28 protein-coding genes are annotated in these 23,957 nt (G+C 59.3%); 7 read left to right on the top strand and 21 right to left on the bottom strand.

Translation table 11 applies throughout. The annotated features are described in order from the left end of the window. Positions 1–192 precede the first annotated feature (192 nt). Positions 193–411 (top strand): hypothetical protein, encoded by a 219-nt coding sequence (locus CLG94_RS04890; protein ID WP_107561738.1) that lies wholly within the window; start codon positions 193–195, stop codon positions 409–411. Positions 412–441: 30 nt separating this feature from the next. Beyond that, on the top strand, positions 442–1,134 hold the full coding sequence (locus tag CLG94_RS04885) for a DNRLRE domain-containing protein (RefSeq protein WP_107561737.1): 693 nt from the start codon (positions 442–444) through the stop codon (positions 1,132–1,134). Positions 1,135–1,146: 12 nt separating this feature from the next. On the opposite strand, the gene CLG94_RS04880 is transcribed toward CLG94_RS04885, so the two are convergent. From CLG94_RS04880 to CLG94_RS04780, 21 genes are all read right to left on the bottom strand, one after another. Continuing rightward, complete coding sequence (locus tag CLG94_RS04880; RefSeq protein WP_161954027.1) at positions 1,147–1,371, bottom strand: TatD family hydrolase; 225 nt, start codon at positions 1,369–1,371, stop codon at positions 1,147–1,149. Then, positions 1,368–1,613 (bottom strand): DUF433 domain-containing protein, encoded by a 246-nt coding sequence (locus CLG94_RS04875; protein ID WP_107561735.1) that lies wholly within the window; start codon positions 1,611–1,613, stop codon positions 1,368–1,370. The genes CLG94_RS04880 and CLG94_RS04875 overlap by 4 nt, the downstream gene beginning before the upstream one ends. Positions 1,614–1,837: 224 nt before the next feature. Then, entirely contained in the window at positions 1,838–2,608 is a 771-nt protein-coding gene (locus CLG94_RS04870) for a TatD family hydrolase (RefSeq protein ID WP_107561734.1), read from the bottom strand. A gap of 135 nt (positions 2,609–2,743) precedes the next feature. Continuing rightward, complete coding sequence (metG, locus tag CLG94_RS04865; protein WP_239993128.1) at positions 2,744–4,708, bottom strand: methionine--tRNA ligase; 1,965 nt, start codon at positions 4,706–4,708, stop codon at positions 2,744–2,746. Then, on the bottom strand, positions 4,705–5,655 hold the full coding sequence (locus CLG94_RS04860) for a PSP1 domain-containing protein (RefSeq protein WP_107561733.1): 951 nt from the start codon (positions 5,653–5,655) through the stop codon (positions 4,705–4,707). Before CLG94_RS04860 ends, metG begins: the two co-directional genes overlap by 4 nt. Further along, positions 5,652–6,767, bottom strand: coding sequence for a DNA polymerase III subunit delta' (gene holB, locus CLG94_RS04855; RefSeq protein ID WP_107561732.1), 1,116 nt, complete (start codon positions 6,765–6,767; stop codon positions 5,652–5,654). The genes CLG94_RS04860 and holB overlap by 4 nt, the downstream gene beginning before the upstream one ends. Further along, positions 6,754–7,461 (bottom strand): dTMP kinase, encoded by a 708-nt coding sequence (gene tmk, locus CLG94_RS04850; protein WP_107561731.1) that lies wholly within the window; start codon positions 7,459–7,461, stop codon positions 6,754–6,756. Before tmk ends, holB begins: the two co-directional genes overlap by 14 nt. A 175-nt stretch (positions 7,462–7,636) precedes the next feature. Continuing rightward, positions 7,637–9,052, bottom strand: coding sequence for an L-seryl-tRNA(Sec) selenium transferase (gene selA / locus CLG94_RS04845; RefSeq protein WP_107561730.1), 1,416 nt, complete (start codon positions 9,050–9,052; stop codon positions 7,637–7,639). 205 nt (positions 9,053–9,257) lie between these two features. Further along, positions 9,258–9,545 (bottom strand): zinc-ribbon domain containing protein, encoded by a 288-nt coding sequence (locus CLG94_RS04840; protein WP_107561820.1) that lies wholly within the window; start codon positions 9,543–9,545, stop codon positions 9,258–9,260. Positions 9,546–9,855: 310 nt separating this feature from the next. Next, a complete protein-coding gene (locus CLG94_RS04835) occupies positions 9,856–10,170 on the bottom strand; it encodes an arginase family protein (RefSeq protein WP_107561729.1) in 315 nt (104 codons plus the stop codon). A 50-nt stretch (positions 10,171–10,220) separates the two neighbouring features. Continuing rightward, positions 10,221–10,718 (bottom strand): cyclic pyranopterin monophosphate synthase MoaC, encoded by a 498-nt coding sequence (gene moaC, locus CLG94_RS04830; protein WP_107561728.1) that lies wholly within the window; start codon positions 10,716–10,718, stop codon positions 10,221–10,223. Continuing rightward, complete coding sequence (locus CLG94_RS04825; RefSeq protein WP_107561727.1) at positions 10,715–10,963, bottom strand: hypothetical protein; 249 nt, start codon at positions 10,961–10,963, stop codon at positions 10,715–10,717. Before CLG94_RS04825 ends, moaC begins: the two co-directional genes overlap by 4 nt. A 207-nt stretch (positions 10,964–11,170) precedes the next feature. Next, a complete protein-coding gene (locus CLG94_RS04820; protein WP_107561726.1) occupies positions 11,171–12,262 on the bottom strand; it encodes an ABC transporter ATP-binding protein in 1,092 nt (363 codons plus the stop codon). Continuing rightward, on the bottom strand, positions 12,259–12,957 hold the full coding sequence (locus tag CLG94_RS04815; protein WP_107561725.1) for an ABC transporter permease: 699 nt from the start codon (positions 12,955–12,957) through the stop codon (positions 12,259–12,261). The genes CLG94_RS04820 and CLG94_RS04815 overlap by 4 nt, the downstream gene beginning before the upstream one ends. Positions 12,958–13,143: 186 nt before the next feature. Next, on the bottom strand, positions 13,144–14,238 hold the full coding sequence (locus CLG94_RS04810; RefSeq protein WP_107561724.1) for an ABC transporter ATP-binding protein: 1,095 nt from the start codon (positions 14,236–14,238) through the stop codon (positions 13,144–13,146). Beyond that, entirely contained in the window at positions 14,238–14,900 is a 663-nt protein-coding gene (gene modB / locus CLG94_RS04805) for a molybdate ABC transporter permease subunit (RefSeq protein ID WP_107561723.1), read from the bottom strand. The genes CLG94_RS04810 and modB overlap by 1 nt, the downstream gene beginning before the upstream one ends. Before the next feature lie 48 nt (positions 14,901–14,948). Then, a complete protein-coding gene (gene modA, locus CLG94_RS04800; RefSeq protein WP_107561722.1) occupies positions 14,949–15,785 on the bottom strand; it encodes a molybdate ABC transporter substrate-binding protein in 837 nt (278 codons plus the stop codon). Positions 15,786–15,951: 166 nt separating this feature from the next. Next, positions 15,952–17,466: a porin gene (locus tag CLG94_RS04795; RefSeq protein WP_107561721.1), complete on the bottom strand. Its 1,515-nt coding sequence runs from the start codon at positions 17,464–17,466 to the stop codon at positions 15,952–15,954. A gap of 80 nt (positions 17,467–17,546) precedes the next feature. Continuing rightward, on the bottom strand, positions 17,547–18,425 hold the full coding sequence (locus CLG94_RS04790; RefSeq protein WP_107561819.1) for an ABC transporter substrate-binding protein: 879 nt from the start codon (positions 18,423–18,425) through the stop codon (positions 17,547–17,549). A 9-nt stretch (positions 18,426–18,434) separates the two neighbouring features. Continuing rightward, positions 18,435–18,641: a TOBE domain-containing protein gene (locus tag CLG94_RS04785; protein WP_107561720.1), complete on the bottom strand. Its 207-nt coding sequence runs from the start codon at positions 18,639–18,641 to the stop codon at positions 18,435–18,437. 238 nt (positions 18,642–18,879) lie between these two features. Beyond that, positions 18,880–19,218, bottom strand: coding sequence for a winged helix-turn-helix domain-containing protein (locus CLG94_RS04780; RefSeq protein WP_107561719.1), 339 nt, complete (start codon positions 19,216–19,218; stop codon positions 18,880–18,882). A 354-nt stretch (positions 19,219–19,572) separates the two neighbouring features. Between CLG94_RS04780 and CLG94_RS04775 the strand changes: the two genes are divergently transcribed. The 5 genes from CLG94_RS04775 to CLG94_RS04755 all read left to right on the top strand — a co-directional run bounded on the left by CLG94_RS04775 (position 19,573) and on the right by CLG94_RS04755 (position 23,915). Continuing rightward, the gene (locus tag CLG94_RS04775; protein WP_107561718.1) at positions 19,573–20,256 is read left to right on the top strand and encodes a response regulator; all 684 of its coding nucleotides are present in this window, start codon (positions 19,573–19,575) and stop codon (positions 20,254–20,256) included. A 23-nt stretch (positions 20,257–20,279) separates the two neighbouring features. Beyond that, positions 20,280–21,770: an ATP-binding protein gene (locus tag CLG94_RS04770; RefSeq protein ID WP_107561717.1), complete on the top strand. Its 1,491-nt coding sequence runs from the start codon at positions 20,280–20,282 to the stop codon at positions 21,768–21,770. A gap of 119 nt (positions 21,771–21,889) precedes the next feature. Next, positions 21,890–22,216: an ArsR/SmtB family transcription factor gene (locus CLG94_RS04765; protein ID WP_107561716.1), complete on the top strand. Its 327-nt coding sequence runs from the start codon at positions 21,890–21,892 to the stop codon at positions 22,214–22,216. 55 nt (positions 22,217–22,271) lie between these two features. After that, on the top strand, positions 22,272–23,381 hold the full coding sequence (gene arsB / locus CLG94_RS04760; RefSeq protein WP_107561715.1) for an ACR3 family arsenite efflux transporter: 1,110 nt from the start codon (positions 22,272–22,274) through the stop codon (positions 23,379–23,381). Between the two features lie 96 nt (positions 23,382–23,477). Next, positions 23,478–23,915, top strand: a complete 438-nt coding sequence (locus CLG94_RS04755; RefSeq protein WP_107561714.1) for an arsenate reductase ArsC — start codon at positions 23,478–23,480, stop codon at positions 23,913–23,915. Positions 23,916–23,957 lie beyond the last annotated feature (42 nt).

Genomic DNA, 23,957 nt, shown 5'->3' with positions numbered 1-23,957 from the left:
CCCGGAATGATAAACGGGACATGACCTACATTGTTATTACGGGGAGCATAAAATAGATTGCACTCTCGCACAACATCTCCAGCAACTTCCCCCTTTACGAAAGGGGGATTGAGGGGGTTTGTACCGATAGTTCAAAACCCCCCTTACCCCCCTTTGCTAAAGGGGGGTAAGCTATTTTATGCTCTGAGTAATATGTATAACAGGGGCAGAGAGCCTAGACTGGCCCAGCAGCGACGTGCTGTCCCGGAAGAGCTCCATCGCGATGGAGACCCGATTCTGTCTGACGGCGCGGAGCGAGCCATGTCGATCGCGACGCCGATGCTCTTCACCTCCGACCAGGGATCGCAGTTCACCAGCACCGCCTTTGCCGGGCGGCTCACTGACGCCGGCGTGTTGCTCAATGCTCGATAATATCCTTCTCGCAAATCAAGGAGATGAAACATGCAAATGAGAATATTTTGGCTACGGATGTTATTGGCTTTAGTGCTTTTGCCGTTGCTCGGCGCCTGCAAAAGCAACCTTTCCGGGCCGACAAAAGTTGGAAGTTCCAATCATGTTGAATTCCAGGGTGAGGGCAAGGTCGGATTGGCGGGAGACGCGACTATTGCGCTTTATAAACAAGGAACAGTTGGCGTTGTAGTGGGTTGGGAACACTTTTTTCGAACGGTTGACGATTTTAGTATGCGAATACAGAATCACATCTACCGAGGCGCCGTGAAATTCAATGTGGATCCGCTGAACGAGTCTCCGGCAAAGACTGTCACCAAGGCTACCCTGAACTACACGATTAAGAGCGGTGTGAGGCCACTGAACAAAAGATTCCCAGAATTATGTGCGTTAAGGCTCTTGCTCGCGAAAGATGAATGGCATGGCATGCCCGAGGTGGAGATCGCGAAGGCGCCAGACACCATTTCTGGAGACCCTTACAAGAACGATCTCCCCGAGAAGCCTATGGGCTCCGTAATCAGCATCGATGTGACCGATGTGGTCAAAGCGTGGGCAACTGGGACGAAGACTAATTTTGGCTTCGTATTCGTAAGCTCTACGGAAGAAAAAGGTCTGATCAAGAATAACGATAAGTGTTGGACTCTACTGAGCGAGTTTACGCTAAGGGTGCACTATTCCAATTCGTAATTGAGTTGACAATTATTCCAATGGAGGGAGTCGCAACAGGCGGCGGGCGTTGTCGGTGGTGAGGCGGCCGAGCTCAGTCGGCGGCATATTCAAGAGCTTAGCAACCTCTTGGGCGGTGTGCAGGAGATGGGCCGGCTCGTTACGCTGGCCTCGGAAGGCTTGGGGGGGGAGATAGGGCGCGACCAGGCGAGGCGAGACATTCTCATCGGTCAAGAACCTGAGCGTACCAGGCCTCACCCAACCTTCTCCAGATCCACGTATATCTCGTTCTGCGAAGACCGGGCGGCATACTGCAGGCATGCCATGATGTCGTTCGACTTCAGGTGGGGGTAGTCTTGTAAGATTTCGGGTTCGGTGGCCCCTGATGCAAGCAATTCCAAAATAAATTCTACCGAAATCCGCGTTCCGCGAATGATCGGTTTCCCTCCCAAAATCCTCGGATTGGCCGTAATGCGCTTCATTAGATCTACTTGCCTCATGTGCCTCTCTCCAGTGCTCGTACTCAGAGCAAGTACCCTTCTCGTACAGTCAACCCTGTTTCGATGAGCGCCGACCGGATGCGACTAGTCTCTTCAGGACTGTCGTCTGGCGGCGGACAGGGCTCTCCGCCTATCCATAGCCGCCGCGCTGCACTCTCCTATCCTGATACACCAGGCATTATGTCATAAGTACAAAGGGTGGGCAATGGAAGCACGAGCGATACTCATTCCAATGGAGGGAGTCGGAACAGGCGGCGGGCATTCTCGCTGGTGAGGCAACCTAGCTCGATGAGCGGCATATTCAGGAGCCTGGCGACCTCTTGGGCGGTGTGAAGGAGATGGGCTGGCTCGTTCCGCTGGCCTCGGAACGCTTGGGGTGGGAGATAGGGGCAGTCGGTCTCCAAGAGGAGGCGATCCGTATTGGCCTTCCGTACGACCTCGCGGAGGGCCTCGTTCTTGGGATAGGTGACCGGACCGGCGATTGAGACGTAGTAGCCTCTCCGCCAGGCCTCTTCAGCCATCGCGAGATCGCCGGAGAAGCAGTGCAGGACCACACGCTCTACCCCTTCTGCCTCCAGGATCTGCATCGTGTCGCGATCGGCTTCACGATCGTGGACGATGAGCGGCAGATCCAGCTCCCTGGCCAGGCGAATCTGACGGCGAAACGCCTCAGCCTGAACAGAGTGCGGCGAGCGGTTGCGAAAGAAGTCGAGGCCCGCTTCGCCGATGGCCACAACCTTGGGCTGCGTGGCGAGGGCCCGAAGGGTCTCTTCCGCCGCATCATCGTAACCGTTAGCGTCGTGGGGATGGATGCCGACGCTTGCGTAGACCTGCGGGTAACGGCCCGCCGCCTCCACTGCTTGCCGGCTCGACTCAAGGTGATACCCGACCGCGAGCATCAGGCCGATCCCGGCAGCCTCGGCCCGCGTGAGCGCTTCGACTCGGTCGGCATCGAACTCCCGCATCTGGATATGGGCGTGAGTGTCAATAAACATACATATCCTGTTGCGTTTGCCTTTACAGTCGTGAGGAGGACCGCCCTTGCTCACCCTCACCCTTGCCCTCTCCCTTCAGGGAGAGGGAATTTCTTAATGGCCCCCCAAATCGGGCCAAAGATGGGTGATAGTATGCTAGCGGACCTTGGAACCAGAGGAGATTGGCTGTTCCGGAGTGAGTAGCACGATCCGGCCTGACTCGTCTTCGGCGGCCAGCACCATCCCTTGAGAGGCGATCCCCATCAGTTTGGTTGGCCTGAGGTTGGCCACCAGGATGACTCGCTTCCCCGCCCAGCTTTCCGGCGGATACGGCTCCTTCAGGCCAGCCACCACGATCCGCTCCTCGTCCTGAAGCCTCACCCGCAGCTTGACCAGCTTCTTCGAGCCGGGGATCGCGACCGCCTCGATCACTTCCGCGACGCGCAGGTCGATGCGCCGAAACTCCTCGATGGTGATCTGTTCGATGCACCCCTCCCCCAACTCTCCCCCCTCGGAGGGGGAGGGGACGAGTGGGGGGGACTTTTGAGGTAACGGCTTGGCGCCTGTCCCCGCAGGTTTTAAGCGGGGAACAGTCACCTCGATACGGGGAAAGAGAGGCTCCACCTCTTGGACTCGTCGCTCCTGTGACCCGAGATGCCACGATGATGACAGCAGTTCATCGAAGTGAATCGATGTGAGCGGCTCTGAGACGCCCAGACCCTGGAGCATACGTTCTGCGGTCTGAGGAAGAAACGGCCACAGAAGAATAGCGATCGCCCGGAGGGTCTCGGCTGCGCTAAACAGGACCGCTTTTGTTTGAGCATCCTCTGGGTCCGCCTTCCACGGTTCGTTGGTCACCAGGTATTTGTTCGTGGCCGAGACCAGATTCCAGATGGCCGCCAGCGCCTCACTGAATGCAAAGCGTTCCGTCGCGGCTGTCACGCCCATGACGGCGACGCGCGTGGCATCAGCAAGCCCACGCTCACCAGGCAATTCGGAAATCCTGCCGTCATAGTATCGCTGGATCAGCTTCAGGACACGGCTGTAGAGATTCCCCAGGTCGTTGGCCAGGTCCGCATTCAGTCGGGCCACAAGTGCCTCCTCGCTGAAGCTGGCATCCAAGCCGAACGTCATCTCCCGCAACACGAAATAGCGAAAGGCATCGACGCCGTACTTGTCAGCCAGATCAAGAGGGCGGACGACCGAGCCCCTACTCTTGGACATCTTGGCCTCTTCGATCTTCCAGTAGCCGTGGACGTTCAAGTGGCGATACAGCGGGAGTCCGGCCGCCTTCAGCATGATCGGCCAGTAGATAGCATGCGGTTTCAGAATATCCTTGGCGATCAGATGCTGGGCGCTTGGCCAGAAACGCTGGAACACCTCGCCATCGGGCCAGCCTGGGGCCGAGATGTAGTTGACGAGGGCATCGAACCAGACATAGGTGACATACTGGGCGTCAAAGGGGAGCGGGATCCCCCACTCCAGGCGAGTCCGAGGCCGCGAGATACAGAGGTCTTCCAGCGGGTCTTTCAGAAAGGATAGGACCTCGTTTCTAAAGCGCTCCGGCCGAATGAAGTCGGGGTGGTGGCGAATGTGATCGATCAGCCAATCCTGGTACTTCCCCATCCGAAAGAAGTAGTTCTGCTCCTTGATAAAGGTCGGGGTTGTCTGATGATCGGGGCATCGGCCATCCTGAAGTTCCTTCTCGGTGTAGAATCGTTCGCAGCCAAAGCAGTACTGGCCGCCGTACTCCCCAAAATAGATGTCCCCGGAATCATAGATCTGCTGTAGCAGCCGCTGTACGGCACGCTTATGAGGTTCGCTGGTTGTGCGAATGAACTGGTTCGGCGCAAGTCCCAGTCGCCTCCACGTCTCCTGAAAGATGCCGCTGATCCGGTCGGCATAGGCCTGTGGGCTCTCGCCGGTCTGTGTGGCCGCCTGGGCGATCTTGTCGCCGTGCTCGTCGGTACCAGTCAGGAAATAGACCCGCTCAGGCCCCAGTCGGAGCTTCTGGAAGCGGGCCATCGTATCGGCCAGGATGGTGGTGTAGGCGTGTCCCAGATGCGGGGTGGCGTTGACATAGTAGATTGGTGTGGTCAGGTAGAAGGTCTCGTTACTCATATATTGTTGCGGTCCGGCGCAGAGCTCACCCCGCAGCCGCCACTGCTGCAGCCACCGCCTCCCCCACCGCCACCGCCACTGCTGCAGCCACCACCCCCGCCTCCGCCACCGCAACCGCCCCGGGGCGATGTAGTATCGTCCAGGGGGGGACCGATGTGGATCAGGTCAGCCGCCTTCACGGTGATCTGCGTCTTGTCTTCCAGTTCGACCACCACCGATTCAGCCAGGATGTTCCTCGCCCTCACAATCCCTAATCCCGCAGGCGCCTCAACGGGGGAACCAACCTTGGGCAGACGCCGCTTCATCTCCTCATACATTGAGTGCTCATAGCGAAGACAGCACTTGAGCCGCCCGCACATCCCCGCCAGCTTACTCGGATTCAGGGGGAGGCCCTGGTCTTTGGCCATCCGGACTGAGACCGGTTCATACTCTTTCAGAAAGGTCTTGCAGCAGAGCTGTCGGCCGCACGGACCAACGCAGCCCAGCTTGCTGGCCACGTCCCTGGCACGGATCTGTCGCATCTCGATACGGGTGTGAAACTGCTGGGCCAACTCCTTCACCAGGTCGCGGAAATCAACCCGCGCGTCGGCGTAGAAGTAAAAGGTCACCCTGCTCCGGTCGAAGCTCGCCTTGACATCAACCAGCTTCATCGGCAGTTTCCGTTCTGTGATCTTCCGCAAGCAGGAGGCTTTCCCTTCCAATTCCAGGCGCTTGATCCGTTCCTCGTTGGCGCGATCCCGAGTGGTTGCCAATCGGAGGACGGCCGGGAGTGGTTCCGTGATTTTTTGATGGGGAAACATCGAGAAAGTGGCGAATACTCGACCCAGCCCCTGTCCCCACTTGGTCTCGACCACCACCTGGTCACCAGGCTGCACGTTCACCCCTCGCGGATCGTAGTGTTGCTCCTGGTGTTCGGTCTCTCCCAGGTTAATGCGTACCGTTTTCATGCTGTCACCGGCAAAAGGCCAGACGGGAACCCCTCGCGTAGTCGGAGCAATAGATCCTCCATCGACAGGCGCGGGTTCGCGTTGCGTGGGGGGGGGAGGTTATCCATGACGGCGTGGATCGCGCGAAGTCCGTCCAGGATGACGTCTAAGGGCAAGCCCTCCACATGGCGGGCGATCTCCTCGCCACGATCGTCGTTCACGAGCCAATCCTTCCGTCCGGATGCCTTCGCGACCATGAGATCACGAAACCAGGCCGACAGGATTTCCAACTGCTGCTGGAGCTTCTCCCGATCCTTCACCAGCTTCTCGGCCAGTTCAACGAGGGCGGCGGGTCCATCGTGAAGCCCTCGCCCAAGCTCTTCGAGTAGTAGATCCCTCGTCGCGGACAGGGACGCCACCTCGGGACTGAGAGCACGCTCGATACTGCCCTGGCTCAAAGAGGCGATCAGTCGGGCCCGGGACGGATCTATCCCCTTCTCTATCAGCAAGGCCTCGATCTGCCCGTTCGGGAGGGGGGAGAAGGTCACTGTCTGGCATCTAGAGACGATCGTGGGAAGCATGGCGGATACGGTACTCGTCAGAAGGATGAACACTGTTCCCCTGGCCGGTTCCTCCAGAGTCTTCAGGAGGGCATTGGCGGCTTGCTCCGTCATTCTCTCCGCCCTATCGAGGATAAATACCTTCCACCGAGCCTCGTATGATGCTAAAGCCGCGTCGGCCTCAAGAGTCCGGATCTGTTCAATCTTCACTGTCGCACCGTCCGGCTCGATCACCTGTACGTCCGGATGCCGTCCGTTAGCGATGTTGCGACAGACACGGCAGCCCCCACACCCATCATAAGGATGTTCAGGGTTTCGAGTTTCGAGTGTCGAGTGTCGGGTTTCGCTTCGCTGTTGCAGGTTCCGGGTTCCAGATTTTGAACTCGAAACTTGAAACTCGAAACTCGAAACTTGTTCACAGTTGAGCGCCTGGGCAAAAGCGAGAGCTGCGGCCCGCTTACCCACCCCAGCCGGCCCAGTGAAGAGATAGGCGTGGGCGATCCGACCGGTCATGAGCGCCCGGTGAAGGAACCGAATGGCTCGCGCCTGCCCAATCAGATCACGAAACGGCATGACCGCACCGATCTTGAAGATGAAGGAACTGATTCCACGCGATCGTCTCGATCTCGGTCACACTCAGACCGGCATCGATCACGGTAATTCGATCCGGCTCTTCACGCGCCATGGCAAGGTACCCCCCTCTGATCCGCTGATGAAAGTCAAGTGGCTCGGCCTCAATCCTATCCCAAGCCGACAGTCCTGTGCTAAGTCCCGTCGAAGCATCGCCGTCAACGCCTCCTCTGCACCGCGCCAGTCCGATCCTCGGGTCGAGATCCAGCAGGATGGTCAGATCCGGGATAAGCCCATCGGTGCTGAATCGGCTCAACCGCTGTATCAGGTTGCAATCGATGCCTCTCCCAACTCCTTGGTACGCCAGCGTGGAATCGGTGAAACGGTCGCACAGCACCACTGTCCCTCGCGCGAGGGCAGGAGCGATCACCTCCCGGACAAGCTGCGCACGGCTGGCCTCATACAGCAGTAGTTCTGTGGCAGCAGCGATGGGGGCCGATCCAGGCCTGTCCACGCATGCATCGAGCGGGGAGTAGAGCAGGAGCGTCCGGATCCCCTCCCCGATGCCGGTCCCGCCTGGATCTCGTGTCTCGTTGACCTCTTTTCCGGAAGCACGAATTCGATTGGCCAACAGCTTGAGTTGGGTCGTCTTCCCGGACCCCTCACCCCCCTCAAAGGTCACGAATAGCCCACTCATCTACCGCCACACCTCACGATCGTTCCTTGCATCCCCACCCTTCCCTTCCCCCTCGTAGGGGCAGGCCTTGTGCCTGCCCAGATCTGGCGATCACCAGGATCGCCCCTATGTCGGCGAGGGAGGGAATCGCACTTCGCGCTAGGGCAGCCACAAGGGCTGCCCCTACCTCGCACCTCTACGGCACTGCAACCGAGGCCACCAGGTTGGCCAGCGTTTCCAGCTCATCTTCCAAGACGGTACGAGGGTCCAAGACGATCTGATCATCCTTGATCCGAACCATCGCCGGCGGGTCGGTCCGTCGCAGGCGTCCCTCCAAAACCGGTGCACTCAGGTGAGCGGACCGTACCGCCACTAGTCGCGTCGAGATCGACTCGAGGGGTAGCGCGCCACCACCGACCTCTGAGGTCCCATCGATGACAGAGACCTCCAGATGGCCCGAGGCGAGTGCGACGATCCGGTCTCGCAGACGTCCGGCTCGCCTCTCAATCTCCTGAAGTGACATAGCGAGCGCTCGGAGTACCGGAACGTGAGCAAAGGCTCGCCCTTCATCAAGATAGAGGCGTAGCGTCGCCTCAAGAGCAGCTAACGTGAACTTGTCGATCCGCACGGCACGCGCGAGTGGATTGCGGCGAAGCTTCTCGACTAGCAGTCGCTTCCCTACGATCAGGCCTGCCTGGGGTCCTCCCAGCAGCTTGTCACCGCTGAAGGTCACCAGGTCTGCTCCGGCGCGGATGCTCTCCGATGGCATAGGCTCCTTGGAGAGCCCGATCTGTGACAGATCGACGAGGGCGCCGCTGCCCACATCCTCCACCACTGGAAGGCCGGTCTTCTCGCCCAGGCTCGCTAATTCGGCTACGGGAACTTGGCTGGCAAAGCCCTGGATTCGGAAGTTGCTGGTGTGAACCTTCAGGAGCATCGCGCTCGCCGCCCCGATAGCTTCCTCGTAATCTCTCAGGTAGGTTCGGTTGGTGGTCCCCACTTCCCGCAGGATCCCGCCTGCACGGCGCATGATATCGGGGATCCGAAACGAGTCGCCGATCTCCACCAGCTCCCCACGTGAGACGACGACTTCCTTCCCCTCGGCCAGCGTATTAATAGCGAGCAGTACCGCCGCCGCATTATTGTTTACCGCGAGCGCGGCCTCGGCCCCCGTGAGACGGCATAAAAGCCACTCCACATGGCCCTGCCTCGATCCCCGTTCCCCCTGTTCGAGATCATACTCCAGGTTCGAGTAGCCCCGCGCCACTTCGACAATCCGCTCGATCCCAACCTCGGCGAGCGGGGCGCGACCGAGGTTCGTATGGATGACCACACCTGTTGCGTTAATGAGACGCCGCAGGGCCGGCCGATTCAGCCGCAGCGCGATCTGCTTTACCTCGGCAATCAGAGCGTCCCTGGACGGCAGATCCGCCGACGCCGATTCGGACTGTCCGGTGGCCAACATCCGTCGCCAACGCTCCAACACCTCTCGGATCGCCTCAACGACCGCCCAGCGCGGCAACGCCTGAACCATCTCTCGGATCGACGGCTCCTGCAACAACTCATCTACTGAAGGGAGTTGCCTGAGGAGTAACCGCGTTCGACTATCCACGAAAGCCGCCTCCTCCAATAGCTGATCGCTGAAAGCTGTGATCTGATAGCTGCTTTATCGCCACGTTATCACACTTGCCCACCCGATTCAACTCCGAGATCGCCTCCGCGATCCCATCCAGACGGCGAAGGGCCGGGCGGTCATAGACTCGCCCGGCCCTTCACGCACGCTTACAACGACAGGCTATTCAGAGTTGCACATCTCACTACATCGTCGATCGCTTGGCCACGAAACAGGGCTTGCAGAAGACCGGTTTGTCGAGTGTCGGTTTGAAAGGAACAGAGGTCTGCTGGCCACAGGCCGAACAGACAACCTCGAACTCTTGGCGAGGGCCACCATGGCCGCCCGTCCCTTTGCGCACCGTCTTACAGCCCTTGCACCGCTTTGGCTCGTTCACAAATCCTTTCTGCTCGTAAAACTCCTGCTCCCCTGCGGTAAAGACAAACTGCTGCCCACAATCAACACACGTTAGTGACCTATCCTGGAATGCCATTGGCTGCCTCCTACCAAACCGAAATCTGTTTTTGCCCTGCTCCAGCACCTCAACGCCCTGTCCTATCATCAATCCTGTCTAGCCTGTCTCATAGCCTTATCATAGGCCCTCCCCACCAATAAAAGCGGTCCGACATCAGATGCCGTGCCGCGGAAACACTAACCTCTTGAGAAGCCCTACCTCCTCCAGAACCTCCTCCCAGGCATACGCCCTGGTCGTCCCATTTCGGAAGTTCCGGGTTCCGTATCCCAAGTTTAGAGGACCATGAACCCGCAACTTCAAACCCGAAACACGAAACATCCGACACATATCACCGAAAGATTCCCGGTAGGATTGGATTGTCTGAGGCGCCAAGACCGTACCGGAATGCTCCCGGAGGAGCGTCACCAGTATCGGCCGCCCTGAGAACCTTCAGATAGTCTGCCTTCATAAAGACCGGGAGTTCGTCGTCAGTGGCGGGCTCAGGCTCGACATAGCGGATAGAAGGAAGGGCCGGCAACCCACAGGCGCTGATCGAATCATAGGTCAGCTCCAGCCGCTCAGTGCGAAGGGGATGACCCGGTCCATAGTCGAATTCCAGGAACCGCGGGGTGTAAATGAATGCTGTCGTCAGTCCTGAAGGCATCCTAATCGCCGAGCTGTGTGCCGGGGCACTTAATCCCTTACAGGGGCCTTTCAGCCCTCGGCTCCGTTCTCGCCAAGCCGACGATACACCCCACTCTTCCCCCCTGTTTTAGCGACCAGACGGATTGAGCCGATCACCATCTCCTTGTCCACCGCCTTACACATGTCATAGACGGTCAGGGCTGCCATAGCCACAGCAGCGAGGGCCTCCATTTCTGCCCCGGTTCGTCCCGTGACCTTGACCCGTGATTCGATGTCGAGGCGCCCGGCTTCCTCGACCGGCGTGAACTCGACCTCGGCGCTGGAGAGCAGGAGAGAATGGCAGAGCGGAATGAGGTCAGGCACCCTTTTTGCCGCCATGACCCCGGCGATTCTGGCAGCGGCCAGGACATCGCCCTTCGGGACTCTCCCTTTCTGGATCATGCGAAGGGTCACGGGCTGCATGGTGACTGTGCCCCTGGCTACGGCCTCCCGCCTAGTTTCATCCTTCTCGCTGATATCGACCATGCGGGCCTGGCCATGTCGGTCGACGTGGGTCAGCCGCTTCATTTTTTGGACGTGGCCGGTGTATGGTTGCTCCGGAATTGATGCATAATCACGTGCATCCGGTCTTTGATTGTCAGCTTCTGCTTTTGTAGCTCCTTCCGCTTTCGCTCCTGTTCACTCGTCAGGTAATAGATCCGGTCGTACTCGCCGATCTTCAGATCGAATTCTCGGTGCTTCTCGGCCAGCCGCTGAAACTCCGAATTCTCCTCCCTGAGACGAGCAAAGAGTTGTGCTTCCGTCTCTTCCATTCTTACCTCCTCTCGGGTGGATTTTGACCGCGATGACGATACCTCGCAACTGAATGAAACTTAACGCCAAAAGACTCGCGGCGATGAGCGCCTCTCAGCGTTGGCAGGCTGGACTGCTCATACGTAAAGGCAGGCATGTGTTCTGAGGACCATCCCATTTTGTTTCTAACCTACCCAACTATGAGACGAAAGTCAAGGACAATACCGTCAGGCGCAGTGGATGACATGGGGAGCGGTTGCCTTGAAGGCGGCAACAACGTCGGCTCCGTCGTGCAGGCCGAGTTGCTCCCACGACTGCCGGGTAACTGCCGCCACGATCAGGACACCGCAGTCGATCGTCACCCGGTAGGTGGGGCCGGCCGACAGATGACGGACCACCCGTCCATAGAGCTGATTCCGCGCGCTGGAGGTGGTCAGGATCGCCCCGCGAGGGAAGAGCGTGATCTCCTCCGGCCTGAGGCAGACCAGCACGCGCTCCCCCGGTGTCAATGGCGCTGCCACTTCCAGGGCCCACCCCGGGATCTCGACGGTGGCAAGCCCCTGGCTCACGGACTGCACGTGGCCCCTCAGGATCGTTTCAATGCCGACGAAACGGGCCACATCCTCGTTGAGGGGCTCGGCAAAGACTCGCTCCGGCATGTCCATCTGCAGCACCCGACCACCAATCATGACGGCGACCTGATCGCTCAGCGCCAACGCCTCATTCCGATCGTGCGTCACGAAGATCGTGGTGATCCGTCTCTTGTCGAGAATCGCCTTGAGATCAACCAGTAGCCCCTCGCGGGTCGGAGGATCCAGGGCTGCGAACGGCTCGTCAAGCAGGAAGACCTCCGGGTCTAGGACCAGGGCCCGCGCCAGGCTCACCCTTTGAGCCTCGCCGCCCGAAAGAGTTCGGGTCCGCCGTTTGGCCAGATGCCCAATGCCAAGGGTGGCCATACTCTCCTGAACGCGCCTGCTCACCTCGGTAGAATCGACGCGTCGAAGCCTGAGCCCGAGCGCCACGTTTCCCTCAACGGTTCCATCAGTCAGCAATGGCTCCTGAAAGACACTGGCCATGCGGCGGCGGACCATCAGCAGATTGCCATACGGCTGAACGGGCTGACCTCTGAAAAGGACGCGCCCTTCAGTGGGGTGTTCCAAAAATCCGAGGAGCCGAAGCAGCGTCGATTTGCCGGCCCCGTTTGGGCCGATGACGGCCAGAGTCTGTCCCTCCTGGACCTCAAATGACGGCGCGTCAAGGATGAGCCTGCCGTCGTATGTGACCTTGACCCTCTCGATGCAGAGTATCGGCCCGCTCACGGTGTCCGCCCACGTTGCTGGATCCAGGTAAGAGTCACGTTCACGCTAAAGGTCAGGAGCATCAGCAGGAGAGAAAGCGCGATCGCCATGTCGAAATTTCCCCTGCTGGTTTCTAAGACAGTGGCAGTGGTGAGCACCCGCGTCTGCCGGTAGATGTTGCCGCCCACCATCATGGAGGCGCCGATCTCGGAGATGACCGCACCGAAGCCGGCCATCAGCGCAGCTAAGAGCGGCAGGCGCGCCTCTTTGAGGAGGAGGTACACGACCTGAAGTCTCGATGCACCGAGTCCCACAAGCTGCATGCGCAGTCGCGGGTTCAACTGCTGAACTGCGGCGACCGTGAGACCAGTGACGACCGGGGCGGCGAGGGCGAGTTGAGCTAGGACCATGGCAGTTGGCGTGTAGAGCAACTCCAGAAAGCCAAGCGGGCCGCTCCGCCAGAGGAAGATGCTCACGAATAAGCCGACCACTACCGGCGGCAAGCCCATCCCGGTGTTGACCAGACTGATGGCGATGCCCCGTCCAGGAAAGCGGCCTAGGGCCAAGACGGTGCCAAGCGGGACGCCTATCAGCAGGCTGAGCAGGGTCGCGGTCCCCGAGACCTGCAGCGAAAGCAGCATAATCTGCAGGACCTCCGGGTCGCCGTGAACAAGCAGCAGGACGGCCTGCTTGGTGCCTTGCCAGATCAGCTCCATCCTTGCTCCTTTACCATTCCCGCATGCGCCGGAGGCTTGCCCATGAGCATGAAAGTCGGCACCCCATACCCCCTCACCTGTATCCTCTCCCCCACCTGGGGGAGAGGATATTTTTTGAGTTCCCTCGCCCCTTTGGGGGAGAGGGCGTGGGTGAGGGGGAGCTTTCGGACCAATGATTGGCGACCATCACTCGTCAGGCTGGAGCAGGTGTAAGCGGTCTGGTGGCAACGACAGCCACACCTCTTTTCCCACATGCAGCGCCATCAAGTGGTGGAGGCGGCTTCGGACCTGGATTTCCAGGTCATACTTCCCGCGATCGCTCTCATCGGTGAGGCTGACAAAGAGCAGAAAGTCAAGACCGCGCCCAAGTTCGTGGACGATTCGGCCGCGCAGGAGGTTCTCACGCCGCCCCGGCCTTTCCGGCCATACCAGTCTGACATCCTCCGGTCGGATGCAGCATTCCACCTCCCCAGGGGCCGACGGCGCCGGGCCATCGGCCCGCAGATGATGCCCTCGCCAGACGATGTCCAAGGCGCCGTCTGGGTCGCGGCAGGCAACACCTCGCAAGATGTTCTTCGCGCCGGTATGCTCGGCCACGCGCCGGGTCCGTGGTTGATGGAGTACCTCTTCTCGAGTTCCCATCTGGAGAATCTTGCCGCCGTCAATGATGGCGATGGTGGAGGCCATGAGATACGCCTCTTGAAGATTATGGGTCACAAGCAGGATCGTGCCCTTGTAGTCAGCCAGCATCTGGAGCAACTCCTGTCGGAGGGTCTCTCGGATAGCCAGATCAAGGGCGGAGAACGGCTCGTCCAGCAGTAGGATCTCAGGGTGACCGATCAGGGCACGCCCCAAGGCCACGCGTTGCCGCTGTCCGCCTGAGATCTGATGCGGATAATGCTGTGCGAATGACTGGAGCCGCAGCAGTTGAAGCATCTCGTCAACCCTGGAGGCTGCTTCATGTGTGGGAACCCCTCGAGCCAGCCCAAATGAGAGATTCCCTGACACTGTCTTATGCGGGAAGAGAGCATACTCCTGGAACACGAGGCCAACCCGCCGCTGATGCGGCGCAAGATTGATGCCGGCCTTCGCGTCAAAGACAGTCCGACCGTTGATGCGAATCGTTCCGGAAGTCGGTCTGATCAGGCCGGCAATGGCCAGGAGCGTGAGACTCTTGCCCGAACCGGATGGGCCATACAGAGCGGCGATTTCATCGCCGATCTGAAGATGCGTCTGGAGATGGAATCCCTTAAATCGTCTGTCAAGCGCGAGTTCAAGCATCAGTATTTGACCTTCGTCATCCGTCCGACCAGCACGAGGATCAGCAGCACGGTGGCCGTCGCCAGGATCGACATGGCATTCGCCTCCTGCGGCTGATTTGCCTGGACTGAGTCGTAAATCGCGAGGGCAAGCGTCTGGGTCCGCCCCGGGATACTTCCGGCAATCATCAGTGTAATCCCGAACTCTCCCATGGCCCTGGCAAAAGCCAGGATCGCCCCTGCCAAGATGCCCCGCCACGCCAGGGGAAAAGTGATGGTGCACAGCACGACCAAGGCAGGCTTGAATGTTCGACCCGCATCTTCGATTCGGCGGTCGATCCCTTCAAACGCACCCTGAGCGGCTTTAATGAACAGCGGTAACGCCGCGATGGTCGAGGCGAGGACGGCGGCCTTCCACGTAAAGACGAGGCCGATGTTCAGGCCCTCCTCCAGAATACGTCCCAGGAGCCCGCGTCGGCCGATCAGCAGTAGCAAGTAGTAGCCGGTCACGGTAGGCGGCAAGATCAGCGGAACCACCACGATCGCTTCCAGGACTGCCCTGCCTGGAAAACGGCCTCGCGCCAGTATCCACGCAATCGGGGTGCCAAGGAGCAGCGCGGCCACTGTCGCGAGGCTCGCGATCTTCAACGACAGGAGCAGGGGAGACAGTGGGATAAGAGTCATGGCTGTCCTCTTACGATGATAGGCGGTCTCGCATCCTGACCGTCCGCTTCAGCGGGCCAGAGCCTTGGGTGGTGGCAGGAACGCATGGGCCCTCAGGATCTGCTGGCCCGCCTCGCTCAGCGCCAGATCGACGAAGGCCCGGGCCTCTTGGCTTTGCTTCGAGGTCTTGACCACGGCGATCGGATACAGCGCAGGCGGATGACTCCCCTCGGGCGCGGCGGAGATCACCTGGACCGCTCGATCAGCGCTCTGCGCGTCGGTGGCATAGACCACGGCGGCATCCACCTCGCCTCTCACGACGTAGGCCAGGGCCTGGCGAACACTCCCGGTGAGGATTAGCTTCGGCTGCAGCGAATCCCACAACCCAAGACTCATCAGGATCCTCTGCGCGTACTCTCCAGCGGGAACGGTCCGCGGATTGCCGATAGCGATCAGCTTGACTTCAGGTTTGGTCAAATCTTTGAAGGAGGTAAGATCGGATCGAAGAGCAGAAGATCTGATCAGGACTACCAGGTTGGCAGCAAGTGTACGTCGGGTTTCATTGAGGAGAAGGCCCTTGGCCTCGAGTTCGTCCATCTGTTTCGCCGCGGCGGAGGCATAGACGTCGACTGGCGCGCCATACTCGATCTGCTGCTGCAACGCGCCGGACGCGCCCCAGTTGAAAACCACCTTCACCTCTGGGTGGCGTTGTTCAAACAGTACGCCAATTTCTTGCAGCGGCTCCTTCAGGCTGATCGCGGCGGACACCAACAACTCACGCTTCGACGCCGCAGATGCGATGGTGAACCACGCACCGAGCACCAGGAGACCTAACAGCCAACCCTTCGTGGCATAATCACGCAAGCGCCACCCCAGTCGGATTGTCTCTCGATCCCCCCGCAGCATTCTGGTTCAGTATATGCTGATTACGCCTCAAAACGCAATCCAGACCTAGGTCGACGCTTGCCTTAGAATGCCGAAGCCCACCAGATGTATGGTTCGCATGAGAAGCGACAGACCCCGCTACTGCACCATGGTGAGCTTAGGTTGAAGCCTGCCATTAATTTGCATATTAGAATTGGATCAGCAGCTCGGCGATCCCTTGATGCGCGAGTTCGCCGTGTGTGCTGTTGCTCATGCCGACGGCATTACGGCCTGGCCTGAGGTCGGTCATGATGTAGTTCCCCCGCAGCTTGACGCTGGGGTTGACGTACCAGGTCAGACCAAGGGTTCCAGAGCGCAGCTCCATCGGCCTCTCGTTTGTGGCCGAGTCAGGCGCAGTAAATGCGCCCTCGTTATCATCGACGCGCAGGTGCTCGTAGCGGCCGTTGGCTAACAGGCCATTGCGCTTATTGCCGAAGATCCAGTAGCCGATCGACCCATACCCACCATGCATGATGAGGTTATCGAGATTCGTGCCGCCAACATCCAATTCGTCACGCTCCTGGGAGGCGTAGGCGTACTCCCCCTTGATTACAAACGGATAGAAGTCGAACACGATATCGCCGCCGCCAGTGACTCGGTTGCCGTTGATCCGGAAGCCGTTCTGGGTCCCGCCGACGCCGTTGCCGGCCAGCCTGACCCCGGTCGGACCAACCGGGTTGAAGTTCTCAAAGCCGCCAACGACCCTCGTCACCGTGTTGGCATCGGTCGCGCCGTTACCCCTCACGATCCGGAAGGTGCGGTGATCGGCATTCAGCCCGATGGTGAGAGTCCCGAAGGGCATCGGGGGGGACACGGCCACTCGACCGGTGAACTCCTTATTCCCGTCGTTGTCGATGGCGCAACCAATCTGATCGACTCGACCGCAGCCGTTATAGATCCCCACCCCATAGTAGACAGGTAGGGTGGCGAGTTTCAGATTGCCCTCGACGGTGGCGCCAAGTTGCCAGTCCGGGGAGAGCGACCTGGCAACGACTGCCCGCTCGGCGAAGTCCAGGTCGGTAGAGGCGGTGAGCATTTCGAGGCCGAACCTGGCCTTGTACTGCCCAAAGGTAGCCTTTGCCCACGGGGCGTACGTGTAGCTGACCCAGCCAGCTTCGAGGCGTGTGCCGATGGAGCCGCTCGTAAGCTCCGGCTCGATGTAGAAGCTGAAGTCGTTGAAGATCTTGCCGCTCACGATGATCCGGGCGCGACGCATCCGAAATGTACTCGGTTCGTGCCGTGCCAGCCCTGCTGCCGTCACATCCTGACCATCAACGACACCAGGGAAACCTTCTTCCCCTCGCGCCCCTTCAACTTGCATCCAACTCTGGACGTACCCGCGCAGGCTCAGATTGAACTGGCCATCGGCTGACTTCAGGAAGAACCCTTTTCCGGGCTCATACCCGGTGAGCAGTGACGAGGCTGCGGCATCTGCGGCCTTCTTCTCCACCTCCATCACGCGCCTGTCGATCTCTGTCTGTTGCGCGGTCCGGTCTTGCCGCAGGCGGTGCATCTCCTGCTGCAACTGCTGCAGCGACTTCTGCTGCGTCTCAAATACCTGCTCGAGCTCCATGAGCTTGTCGGCCCACGCCCCCACAGGGGCGAGCAGCAAGGCGCTGCCTACGACGATTGTACGAATCCACCAACTTCTTTTTTGAACCATCCTTCTCATCCCTCTGTGTCGTTAGTGTGGCGTCTCTTAAATGTCTTTACAATCCGTTCGTGGTGAGCAGTTAGACAGGTTCAGGATCCAAGTTCTTCCTCGCGTTTGCCGGCATCCGGGAAGAACAGCGGCTCACCAAACTTCTCGATGCCGAACGTCTTGATGACAGCCTGGGTCTCGGCCGAGATCATGAAGTCCGCGAACGCCTTCCCACCCGCAGCATTCACCTTGGGAAACCTGGCAGGATTGACCTCCATGACCGAGTAGATATTCAGGAGAGATTTGTCCCGCTCCACCAGAACCTCAAGCTGGACCCGCTTTTTCAAGGCCACGTAGGTCCCGCGATCGGTGAGGGTATAGGCCCGCTTCTCTGACGCGATTGCGAGGGTCTGTCCCATCCCCTGGCCCGATTGTAGATACCAGTCGCCATTGGGGTCTAACCCCGTCTCCTTCCAGAGGCGTCTTTCGAGTTGATGCGTTCCAGAGTTGTCGCCGCGCGAAACGAACGCCGCCTTTGTCTCGCCGATCCTACGGAGCGCATCACTCGCCTTCTTTAGGCCACCGATCTGGGCAGGATCTTCCTTCGGGCCGACGACGATGAAATCGTTGTGCATGACCAGCCGACGGTTGACGAGCGTCCCCTCGGCTAAGTATTTCTTCTCAGCCTCAGGCGCATGAACCAGGACGACATCGGCTTCACCCCGACCGCCCAAGGCAAGCGCCTGACCGGTTCCGACAGAAATCGTTTTTACCACATAGCCGGTTCGCTTCTCAAACAGTGGGACCACAACGTCAAGCAGGCCCGAATCCTGCGTGCTGGTCGTGGTGGCCAGGATGACAATCTGGCCTGCGGCCTGGACGCTACAGATCAACGCGATCTGCAGAATGCCAAGCGCCGCCAGACCTACGACAAAGCGCTTACGAGCGTTTTTCAGCCATCTCTCACCCATGACTCCCATCATCTCCGGCTACTCCTTGGCGATCATGACTTCGGTGGCTTTGATGACGGCGAAGACCCTATCACCCACTTTCAATTTCATTCGCTTGACCGAGCCGCTGGTGATAGCTGCGGCCAGCTCTTGATCCCCCACTTGCATGATCACCTCAGCCATCACGGCTCCGACTGTGACCTTCTTAATAGTCCCAGGCAATTGATTCCGTGCGCTCATTTCCATCCTCCCCACCTCCTCCCTCTCCGGACATCACCTTGGTGATATCTGTCACTTTTGCGCCTGTAGCTTCCCTGGAAATCCCCCCCACCTGTATCCTCCCCCTCCGAGGGGGGAGGAGTCTACGTGAGGTGTCCCTTCCCCCCATGAGAACCTGCCTCGGACTCGATCCGGGGGGGAAGGTAAGGATGGGGGGTCAAGATGTATTTTTATGGGCCGTGATGCGGCAATGCCGCATAAAGTGTTAGTACGAGAATAGCAACCGCGATTTCTGTTGTATGGTTGCCCGCAACGTCTTCTGTAATCGCTTGTAGTCCCGCAGCAGCTTGCGCCCTTGCGGCGTGAGCTGTGTCCCACCGCCTGACTTCCCTCCTCGGCGGACAAGCAGGATTGGCATGCCGGCGTTCCGCTCCATATTCTTGAGATACCCCCAAGTGTGCCGATAGGCCCACCCGAGCTGTCTCGCCGCCTGCTGGATCGACCCAAGTTCATCGATCGCCTCCAGGAGCGCGATGCCGTGCTCCCCGATGATGAACTTGCCATCAACCTCCAGCCAAGTCTTCGATTTCAGCTCAAGCTGCATCGGTCAGCCTCGATATGCATGTATAAACATATCGGTATATTTACTACGGTTCGTCCATCAGGTCAAGCGCAATCCCTGCCCCAGCCGAACGAAAGCGCTTGCGGCTCCACGGGAAGGTGGCTATCATCTGCCCAAGGTAGACAAGCTAGTGCAGTGTCTCACAAACACCTTTAAATCCGTTCGTGGTGAGCAGTTCGACAGGCTCACCACAGGCTTGTCGAACCCATGGACGGAACCCATTGAACTACTTCACCCTTCGACAAGCTCAGGGCGAACGGAATGTGTAAAGAAGCATTGGATGCACTATACGTAGGATATTGGCCTGCACCGGCCTGACCAGCAGGAGACGCTGTCATGAAAGTCCTGGTCGTGGACGATGAAAAAGACATTACCGCCCTGGTCGCGTACCATCTGGAGCGCGAGGGATTTCGTGTCCTTCAGGCGCATGATGGCCTCCAGGCATTAGAGCTGGTCAAGCGTGAGCGGCCACACCTGCTGGTCCTGGATCTGATGCTGCCGCATCTGAGCGGGTTGGATGTCTGCCGTCGGCTTCGCAAAGAACCCGACACCGCACGTCTACCGATCCTGATGCTTACCGCCAAGGCGGAGGAGACCGACAAGGTTCTAGGCCTTGAACTGGGCGGCGACGACTATCTCACCAAGCCGTTCGGACCGAGAGAACTGGTGGCGAGGGTCAAGGCCCTGATTCGCAGAAGCGAGGAGACTCAGGAGGAGGAGGTCTTCAAGGTGGGTAGCCTGGAGATTGATCTCGGCCGGTACACTGTCTCTATCCGGAAGCGAGCGGTGGAGCTAACAAGCAAGGAGTTCGACCTGTTAAAAGCCCTGGTCCTCGCCAAGGGACGCGCTCTGACGCGAGAGTTTCTTCTGGCCCGGGTCTGGGGATACGAGCGAGCCTCCGAGATAGAATCCCGCACCGTCGATGTCCATGTCCGGCGCCTCCGTGAAAAGCTGGGTCCAGAGGCCACGCGCATCGTCACCGTGAAGAACGTCGGCTATCGGTTCGATCAGGATACCTGATTGGCGCGGCAGCAAGGGCACCCGTGATCCCAGGCAAGCTTGAACAAAAGCTTATCGCCACGTACCTGCTCTTGGTGGCAGGCATCGCCGTCGCTGTCGGTCTCACCGTCCTTACATCACCGGATACCGCCCTAGTTGAGCGCCTGAAGGAGAGCTGGCTGACGCTGGTCATCTGGGGCCTGCTTGCTCTGGCTGCGGCGGCGGTTCTGGGCTTCCTCTTCGCCCGTCAGGTAACACAACCCATCCTGGAGATGACAACCGCCGCTTACCGCATGGCCGAAGGCGACTTCTCCTGCAAGATGTCCGCGCCCTCCTCCGATGAAATCGGCCAGTTGGGACGTGCCCTGAATCTCATGGCTAAACGGTTAGAGGATCGGCTCGCGGAGCTGGAGGGAGAGCGGGCCAAGGGGGCGGCCATCCTTGATAGCATGGTGGAAGGGGTGGTGGCGGTTGATGGAGCGAACCGCATCCTGTTCATCAATGCCAGCGCCTGTCGACTCCTCAACGCTCCATCCGTAGCGGCGGACGGCAGGCCCTTTCTCGAAGTGATCCGTAACAAGGAGATGCTAGATCTCTTGAATCACACGCTCAAGGAGGGGGCCTTCGCCCAGCAGGAGCTTCAGATCTTTACCCCAGTGCAGCGGGTTCTTCAAGTGCATGCCTCTGCCCTCAAGGGTCGGGAACGGACATCAGGCGCAATGCTGGTGCTGCATGATGTGACCGAGTTGCGCCGCCTGGAGATGGTTCGTACTGAGTTCGTGGCCAATGTCTCCCATGAACTGCGAACCCCCCTGACCTCGATCAAGGGGTACCTGGAGACACTCTTGGAAGGAGGGCTTGAGGATCGGGAGCATGCCCGTCCGTTCCTCGAAGTAATCCACAAGCATACCGAGCGGTTGGGCCGGCTCCTGGACGACCTGCTGGACCTCTCCAACCTGGAGTTAGGGAAGGCCACGCTCCACTGGTGCCCAACCAGCCTCGCGGAGGTGATAGAGAGTAGTATGGCCATCTACGGACTACAGGCAAACAAGCTGGGAATCGACCTGCGGGTGGTGTTGCCAAACAACCTGCCGCTTGTGCTGGCCGACCGTGACCGTCTGGTGCAAATCCTAATCAACCTGCTGGACAATGGCCTCAAGTTCACACCGAGTGGCGGCACCGTGACGGTCACCGCCAGACTGGTTTCGAGTTTCGAGTTTCGAGTCCCGAGTTCAGAACCCAAAACTCGAAACTCGAAACTCGAAACAGCGAGCGTGAGTGAGCTTGTGGAGATCGCGGTGGAAGACACTGGGGTCGGAATACCGTCGCAGGACCTGCCCAGAATCACAGAGCGGTTCTACCGGGTGGACAGGGCTCGCTCCAGGGATCTGGGCGGGACCGGACTCGGACTAGCCATCGTGAAGCACCTGGTCAAGGCGCACGGCGGTGAGCTAGCCATCGAAAGCCAATTAAACCAAGGGACCACAGTCCGCTTCACGCTCCCAATCGCCCCTCCCGATTCCGAGGCCACCTGACACAGGCGACGCCGCTGATTGTCCCGCTGCTGACCAGATCTCCAAGGGCATTGGCAACTGGAGCGTCCAAGAAGTAAATAGTCGTTTTACAAATCAATACAAATTGATATATTCGCTCCATGCTATCTCTGATGCCGAAAGATCTCACGCGCGCCGCACGCTGGTTTCACGCTCTCTCCGATGAAACGCGCTTGCAGATCATCGAACGTCTGAGTGACGGCGAGCAGTGCGTCTGCGACTTGACCGACATGCTGGCGACAACCCAGTCGTTGCTCTCCTTCCATCTCAAGACGCTCAAGGAGGCTGGAATTCTGACGGACAGGCGGGAGGGTCGATGGGTGTACTACTCGTTGAGCCTGGAGGCGATCGAGGATCTGCAGCGGTTTATTGGCTCGCTAAAGCCAAGGGGACGTGGGCTCCGCGTTTCATCGAAACGATGTGATTGACTTTTTTTTGGCGCCATTCATCAATGAATCTTGATTTGGATAGCGGGAGGACAGCATGAGCGAGCAGGACGTCAAAGTTGCAACGCGGCTGAACGTCTTTGAGCGCTACCTCTCTGTCTGGGTGGCGCTCTGTATCGTGACGGGCGTCGCCATCGGCAAGGTCAGCCCCGGACTGGTGGGTACCCTAAGCCGGATGGAGGTGAGTCACGTCAACCTTCCTGTCGCAGTCCTGATCTGGCTGATGATCTACCCGATGATGCTGCGGATCGACTTCTCTGCCATCAGGGACGTCGGGCGGAGACCGAAGGGAATCCTGATCGTCCTGTTCGTGAACTGGTTGGTAAAGCCTTTTAGTATGGCCTTCCTCGGCTGGCTCTTCTTCAAACACCTCTTTGCCGGGATCATCGGCTCCTCCCTCGGAGATCAGTACCTCGCTGGAACCATCATCCTGGCGGCTGCCCCGTGCACGGCCATGGTCTTTGTCTGGAGCTATCTGACTGACGGCGACCCAGCCTACACACTGGTCCAGGTGGCGTTGAACGACCTCATCATGCTCTTCGCCTTTGCGCCCATCGTGATCTTTCTCCTGGGCGTCTCGAACATCGCGGTGCCGTACGACGTGCTGCTGTACTCGGTGGTCCTGTACATTGTCATTCCGCTCGCTGCCGGGGCTGCCTCCCGCGCGGCGCTCCTCCGGATCAATGGCCCCGCGTGGTTAGAGGGAGTCTTTCTCGCGCAGCTCAAGCCGGTCACTATTGTGGCTCTCCTGGCTACCCTCGTCATCATCTTCGCATTCCAGGGGGAGGTGATCCTGGGCAAGCCATCGCACATCGTGCTCATTGCGGTCCCGCTGCTCCTCCAGGTCTACTTTAACTCGGGGTTGGCGTACGGGTTGGCGTGGTGGCTCCGCGTTCCTCACTCGATCGCCGCGCCAGGGGCGCTGATCGGTGCCAGCAACTTCTTCGAACTGGCCGTCGCCACCGCCATCTCGCTCTTTGGCCTCACCTCTGGCGCGACATTAGCCACTGTGGTTGGGGTTCTCGTCGAGGTGCCGGTCATGCTCTCGGTGTGCTCATTTTGCAATCGCACACGCCACTGGTTTGCCGAGCCCGTAGCGGTCCCGGTCGTCGAACCGCCCCGGCGGCCAATCGGCGGACGGGCCTGACCATGTTCAGCAAGATCTCTGCTTCGTTATGCTTTAGATCTCTTCCGGATGCTTTCCAGCGATCTGCGGTCAGTGTCCCACACTGAGAGGGCCTACATGACTAGACCGCGAGTGCTTTTTCTTTGCACGCACAACTCAGCGCGGAGCCAGATGGCCGAGGGCTTCCTCCGGGCCCTGGCCGGAGAGCGTTTCGACGTGGCCAGCGCCGGAACCGAGGCGACGCGCGTCCACCCCCTGGCGATTCGGGCTATGGAGGAGGTCGGGATCGATTTGAGTGGGCATACCTCCAAAACCATCGACGTATTCTTCAGCCAGCCATGGGACTATGTGATCACGGTCTGCGACAGCGCCAACGAACGATGCCCGATGTTCCCAGGGGGAACGACCCGCATCCACTGGAGCTTCGGCGACCCCTCTCAGGCCACCGGCACGGATGCGGACCGCTTGGAGACGTTCCGCCGAATCCGCGATGAGATTCTCACACGGCTCCGCCAATGGCTTGCCGGCGAGAGACGCTCGTCTTCCGACGCCTGACCTGAGTTAGATCGCCTCGATTCGCCGCTCTCCCCGCGTCTA

The organism is Candidatus Methylomirabilis limnetica, from assembly GCF_003044035.1.
GTDB lineage: Bacteria > Methylomirabilota > Methylomirabilia > Methylomirabilales > Methylomirabilaceae > Methylomirabilis > Methylomirabilis limnetica.
The sequence above is the reverse complement of the archived record's forward strand: the minus strand, read 5'-3'. Positions and strand labels throughout refer to the sequence as shown.

What these genes read in the sequence shown, in the direction of transcription:
- CLG94_RS04890 (WP_107561738.1), top strand. Translation starts at nt 193, where the DNA reads ATGTATAACAGGGGCAGAGAGCCTAGACTGGCCCAGCAGCGACGTGCT.
- CLG94_RS04885 (WP_107561737.1), top strand. Translation starts at nt 442, where the DNA reads ATGCAAATGAGAATATTTTGGCTACGGATGTTATTGGCTTTAGTGCTT.
- CLG94_RS04875 (WP_107561735.1), bottom strand. Translation starts at nt 1,613, where the DNA reads ATGAGGCAAGTAGATCTAATGAAGCGCATTACGGCCAATCCGAGGATT.
- CLG94_RS04870 (WP_107561734.1), bottom strand. Translation starts at nt 2,608, where the DNA reads ATGTTTATTGACACTCACGCCCATATCCAGATGCGGGAGTTCGATGCC.
- metG (WP_239993128.1), bottom strand. Translation starts at nt 4,708, where the DNA reads ATGAGTAACGAGACCTTCTACCTGACCACACCAATCTACTATGTCAAC.
- CLG94_RS04860 (WP_107561733.1), bottom strand. Translation starts at nt 5,655, where the DNA reads ATGAAAACGGTACGCATTAACCTGGGAGAGACCGAACACCAGGAGCAA.
- holB (WP_107561732.1), bottom strand. Translation starts at nt 6,767, where the DNA reads ATGCCGTTTCGTGATCTGATTGGGCAGGCGCGAGCCATTCGGTTCCTT.
- tmk (WP_107561731.1), bottom strand. Translation starts at nt 7,461, where the DNA reads ATGAGTGGGCTATTCGTGACCTTTGAGGGGGGTGAGGGGTCCGGGAAG.
- CLG94_RS04840 (WP_107561820.1), bottom strand. Translation starts at nt 9,545, where the DNA reads ATGGCATTCCAGGATAGGTCACTAACGTGTGTTGATTGTGGGCAGCAG.
- CLG94_RS04835 (WP_107561729.1), bottom strand. Translation starts at nt 10,170, where the DNA reads ATGCCTTCAGGACTGACGACAGCATTCATTTACACCCCGCGGTTCCTG.
- moaC (WP_107561728.1), bottom strand. Translation starts at nt 10,718, where the DNA reads ATGAAGCGGCTGACCCACGTCGACCGACATGGCCAGGCCCGCATGGTC.
- CLG94_RS04825 (WP_107561727.1), bottom strand. Translation starts at nt 10,963, where the DNA reads ATGGAAGAGACGGAAGCACAACTCTTTGCTCGTCTCAGGGAGGAGAAT.
- CLG94_RS04815 (WP_107561725.1), bottom strand. Translation starts at nt 12,957, where the DNA reads ATGGAGCTGATCTGGCAAGGCACCAAGCAGGCCGTCCTGCTGCTTGTT.
- CLG94_RS04810 (WP_107561724.1), bottom strand. Translation starts at nt 14,238, where the DNA reads ATGCTTGAACTCGCGCTTGACAGACGATTTAAGGGATTCCATCTCCAG.
- modB (WP_107561723.1), bottom strand. Translation starts at nt 14,900, where the DNA reads ATGACTCTTATCCCACTGTCTCCCCTGCTCCTGTCGTTGAAGATCGCG.
- modA (WP_107561722.1), bottom strand. Translation starts at nt 15,785, where the DNA reads ATGCTGCGGGGGGATCGAGAGACAATCCGACTGGGGTGGCGCTTGCGT.
- CLG94_RS04795 (WP_107561721.1), bottom strand. Translation starts at nt 17,466, where the DNA reads ATGGTTCAAAAAAGAAGTTGGTGGATTCGTACAATCGTCGTAGGCAGC.
- CLG94_RS04790 (WP_107561819.1), bottom strand. Translation starts at nt 18,425, where the DNA reads ATGGGAGTCATGGGTGAGAGATGGCTGAAAAACGCTCGTAAGCGCTTT.
- CLG94_RS04785 (WP_107561720.1), bottom strand. Translation starts at nt 18,641, where the DNA reads ATGGAAATGAGCGCACGGAATCAATTGCCTGGGACTATTAAGAAGGTC.
- CLG94_RS04780 (WP_107561719.1), bottom strand. Translation starts at nt 19,218, where the DNA reads ATGCAGCTTGAGCTGAAATCGAAGACTTGGCTGGAGGTTGATGGCAAG.
- CLG94_RS04775 (WP_107561718.1), top strand. Translation starts at nt 19,573, where the DNA reads ATGAAAGTCCTGGTCGTGGACGATGAAAAAGACATTACCGCCCTGGTC.
- CLG94_RS04765 (WP_107561716.1), top strand. Translation starts at nt 21,890, where the DNA reads ATGCTATCTCTGATGCCGAAAGATCTCACGCGCGCCGCACGCTGGTTT.
- arsB (WP_107561715.1), top strand. Translation starts at nt 22,272, where the DNA reads ATGAGCGAGCAGGACGTCAAAGTTGCAACGCGGCTGAACGTCTTTGAG.
- CLG94_RS04755 (WP_107561714.1), top strand. Translation starts at nt 23,478, where the DNA reads ATGACTAGACCGCGAGTGCTTTTTCTTTGCACGCACAACTCAGCGCGG.